This window comes from Brunnivagina elsteri CCALA 953 (assembly GCF_002289455.1).
GTDB lineage: Bacteria > Cyanobacteriota > Cyanobacteriia > Cyanobacteriales > Nostocaceae > Brunnivagina > Brunnivagina elsteri.
Window position 1 is genome coordinate 1 of record NZ_NTFS01000479.1, and the last position, 4,526, is coordinate 4,526.

The window sequence follows — 4,526 nt, forward strand, 5'->3', positions numbered from 1 at the left end:
CCTTTTATTCCGATTTTGATGTTGACTGCTTGGGATAATTTATCAGACTCTCCCGATTATGCAAGTAATTGGTATAAGAATAAAAATGTTAAAAATCAAAGGAAAATATATCAAGAATAAATAAACCCGACTTTTGAAGCTATACAAAAACTTAATATTTTCTTTATTAAGTTAGCTATGAATGAAAATCCAAAATCCAAAATCTAAAATCCCATGTGGTTAGTTGCAATATTTGTCTGTCTGGGTTGGATGGTATCCCTATGTTTCCATGAATTTGGTCATGCGATCGCAGCATACTGGGGGGGAGATACTTCCGTGAAAGACAAAGGATATCTGACTCTAAATCCCCTGAAATACACCGATCCAGGTTTAAGCTTACTTTTACCCTTATTCTTTCTCATGATGGGTGGTTTTGCCTTACCAGGGGGTGCTGTGTACATCAACACCAGTAAACTACGGAACCGTTGGTGGAATAGTGCGGTTTCTGCTGCTGGATGCGTAGCGGAGTTTTTTGTTGTTATCATACTTGCTTTGGTATTCCATGCTATTTGGAATCAAGAGACTTTCAACCTCGAAAGAAATGTGGAAAACAGTCTCTACGTAAGTTCAATTCTGAGTATTGCTTACGTAATTTTTCTAAATATATACGTAATTTTTATTAATTTATTACCAATTCCCGGTTTAGATGGATATGGAATAATTCAACCTTGGATACCAACTAGGATTGATAAAAAGTTAAATAAATTTAGTTCCTATGGATTCTGGATATTAATTGCTGGATTCTGGTTTTATCCTCCATTTGGTCATTTGTTGCGGAATATTAGTAATCATGCGATCGCACTTCTTTCCATACCCGATATTTTGGTTGATGTTGGTGGTTCAATGTTTAGAACCTATGCTCAGTATCTAGTTTTAGGATTAATCGCTGTTCTGTGGATATTCCGAGACAAGCGCAAAGATTTATATCGCAAGGGAACTCGACTCATTTCTGAAGGAAAATATGCAAGTGCGATCGCAATTTTTGATCGAGCAGTAGCAGCAGAACCCAACTATTACCGTGTTTGGTTGATGCGGGGTTATGCACTTTACTGTATGGAACGTTATGAAGATGCACAAATTTCCTACAATAAAGCTTTAGAATTACAACCAGATTCTAGCGATTCTTGGTACTACAAAGGTATTATTTTTACAGATACAGATGAAAGTTACGAAGCATTAAATTGTTTCAACAAAGCTATCGAAATCCAACCCGATTATTTAGAAGCTTTATGTCAACGAGGATATTTATTAATCGAGCAGGAAAATTACCAGCAAGCACTTACCGATTTTGAGCGAGCTATTGAGATAGATACGAATAATAGCACAGCTTGGCATGGGATGGGAAAGGTGATACCCTGACAAAACTACAACGGGATGAAGAGGCAATTACCGCATATCAGCAAGTTTTAAAATTAGAACCGAAATCTAGTGCTTGGCAAAATTTAGTCAAATTACTAGAGAATACAGGGCAATATGAAGATATTATTGCAGTCTGCGACCAAAAGTTACGATTTCAACCTGAAGATGCAAATATTTGGAATCGTCGTGGTTTGATGTTAGAAAAAATAAACCGTCATGATGAAGCGTTAATAGCATTTAAAGAAGCAAAACGTAATTCTGAAAAAATACTCAAACGCAAACCAGCAGATGTAGATTCCTGGTTCCAAAAAGGTTTAGCATTAACAGGGATTAGGCAATATACAGAAGCGATTTTGGCTTACCAGAATGTTCTGGAGATTGAACCTGATTTTGCTCCCGCTTTCTACAATCTTGCTTGTTGTCATGCACAGGAAAATAATTCTGAATTAGCGATAAACAACTTACGAAAAGCAATTATTCTGATGCAAATAAAGCTTGAAATGAAGGATATTCGCGAATTTTATCAAAGTTAGAATCTGTTATCCCATCGCTAATGTACAATTCCCGATTCAGAATAATTTTTTGAAGATATTAATCTAAAGATATTCAGTCTATCTCAAGTTCCAGTTGCATAAGTTCGATTTTGTAAACTAACAACTTTTTCCGCAGCTTCCCATAAACTAGTAACTGTATATTTAGTAAGCACCGATTCCTTAATAGCACCACAGGAACTCTTTAATTCTACAGTCTTAGCATCATCTTTGACAAGTTGCGCTCGGTAACAATAAGTCGAACCATCGGATTTTTCAAAGCTGATTTCAGCTAAAATATTACCCTTATCTTGACTCTGCTCGACAATCCTACCTGCGACTTTATAGTTGAACCAATCCCATCCATAACGAAGAATCAATTCTCTCTCTAACCCTTGAATCTCTGGTGGTAAAATTCCCCAACCACGGTAAATTTCATTCAAACATTCAATATTCCCTCTTCGGGTTAGAATTGATTTAAAAGCATCTTGTTCCAACCTACCATAATACCTTCCCTCAGCTAAATCGATGGCAGTGGGAGCAAATCTATGTCCACCAAAATGTGTTGATTTCCAAATACGCACATTATCAAGATGCAAATCAGAAATAATTTCCGCAGCATAAAAATAAAAAGGTGAACCATAACGCGCACAACAGCGATCGTGACTTCCATGAGCGCAAACTAAAATATCTCTAGTTGCATGGGTTTCTAATTCACAAGCTGGCAATTTTCCCCACAACCATTTCTTAATAATTGCTGCTACATCTTCTATATTTGGCAAGTTAAATTCTTGTTTTACATAACCACTTCCCAGCCCTTCTTTTCTCTGATAGATTAGAAGTGTCGTTTGACTGACTTTGTGGGATAAACTATTAGCAATTAACAGAAACTTAATCGGTAATCTGGCTTTTTTAACCTCCTCAACCAAAGCCTTTAAGTTACTTGGAACCCATTTAGAGTCAAATGCTTCCGATGCCCAAGGTTGTGGACATTCAATTAATATATAAGTTTGATAATTGGTTGCGCTACCAATAATATCTTCTCCCACTTTCCGGGAATTATCAGAACAAAATAAATTATCCATTCTACCTATCTTGTATTGACTGATGTGCTTTACGAACAAAGGATTTTACCAACAGAGATGCTTTGATTCGCTAATACTTGAATGCATTCAGTAAATTTTCGATGGTAAAGTGATACCAGAAAATATTTAGAGCATAACTTTAATTTAAACTTAAATTTAAACTGAATTCTGACGATTACGATATGTTTTTGATATTAAGCTTCGCTTATCGCAACTCATTCCTGGAGTATTACACTATTTTACAACCATCATCTACTGCTATTTTATCTCCGCAAAAAAAATCTGAAAAATATTTAACCTTTAACGCTATATTGAAATTAAATACTCCTCCTCAATCTAAAAGTTTAAACCTAATAATCTCAGCTTAGAAATATCATTTTTTTAGCTTTCGTAGTCAACACTACGATATTTTCCTTAGAAAAGATAAGTTATATTTATTGAACCCTGTATTAAACAATCTTTTTGTAGTCTTTTAATTTTACCAACACTTTCCCACCATTTATCTTCCGATAAAAAATAGCTGTAATCTATCTTGAGATAGATTATTACTAATAAAACCAGAATTTAAAAATTTGCTCCCTTCACATCTCAATCGACTACTTTGTTTATAGTTTCTTGATTGTGAAGTTTAGTTGAGAAAAGCTATTTGATTTTTGTTCGAGTTGTTTTTTAAGTGTCGAAATAATCAAGTAGCAAGCTCTTTGACTCAAAACTGATTAAAAACACAATCACAACAAACATGCTAGTACGTCAAGGCAGTAGTGAGTAGGCAGTAGGCAGTGGGGGAAAGCCTATTATTACTGGGAATTTGAGGATTAAATAATGGTCTGGTTATTTACGCCGAACTGTGCTATCTATTTTTTATTATTTTTGTACTGTTCTCAATCCTACCCTCCCGAAAATTAGATTTAACCCTGGATACAAAGTCCAGCTTTTCCTATCTTTAGACTCTAACTTAACTCAAAAATAAATGCAAGTAATTGCAATTAATTCTCTTTTAATTTAAATATATTCATAAATATTACACCTGCTTAATCAAGGCTTAAACAATGTTTGTGAGAAACTTATTGCATCTATAACAGAAACTCTATACTTCAAGTAATAATACTAATAGTTCTCAATAATCTCAAGCTTGAGTCACTTGCGATCGCGCATTCTAATCTAAATAGTCCATCTGTACTAAATACTGATTTCAGCAGTACACTAGTAGTACGTCAGAGCAAAAGTAAAAAAAGCCAAAAGGCATCACCAGATTGGTGGATGATGCACCTTTGTAGAGTATTATAGCTTTGCTAAAATGGTTTTTGAATTGGGGTAAAAATTATGAATGATATTTTAAAATTTAATGATATGTGGGATTGCGAATTATATGAAGGTATGCGCTTAGAGGTTTTGGATACAAGTGATTATGACGTTTATGATTGTGAAGTTACTCGCTTAGAAAATGCCAAAAAATTCGCTTTAAAAAATGATACTATTTCCTTAGAAATGGCTATCAATGAAGTGAATCTCA

Annotated in this window: 4 protein-coding genes; 3 read left to right on the forward strand and 1 reads right to left on the reverse strand. The window is 34.6% G+C overall.

The genetic code is table 11. The features are described from left to right. Positions 1–213 precede the first annotated feature (213 nt). Positions 214–1,398, forward strand: a complete 1,185-nt coding sequence (locus CK510_RS26755; RefSeq protein ID WP_095724556.1) for a tetratricopeptide repeat protein — start codon at positions 214–216, stop codon at positions 1,396–1,398. After that, positions 1,368–1,931, forward strand: a complete 564-nt coding sequence (locus tag CK510_RS26760) for a tetratricopeptide repeat protein (RefSeq protein ID WP_095724557.1) — start codon at positions 1,368–1,370, stop codon at positions 1,929–1,931. Before CK510_RS26755 ends, CK510_RS26760 begins: the two co-directional genes overlap by 31 nt. A gap of 83 nt (positions 1,932–2,014) precedes the next feature. On the opposite strand, the gene CK510_RS26765 is transcribed toward CK510_RS26760, so the two are convergent. Further along, on the reverse strand, positions 2,015–3,013 hold the full coding sequence (locus CK510_RS26765) for a ferredoxin family protein (protein WP_095724558.1): 999 nt from the start codon (positions 3,011–3,013) through the stop codon (positions 2,015–2,017). A gap of 1,323 nt (positions 3,014–4,336) precedes the next feature. Here CK510_RS26765 and CK510_RS26770 point away from each other — a divergent pair. After that, positions 4,337–4,526 (forward strand): hypothetical protein (locus CK510_RS26770; RefSeq protein WP_143289455.1); only part of this gene is annotated, 190 nt, incomplete at its 3' end.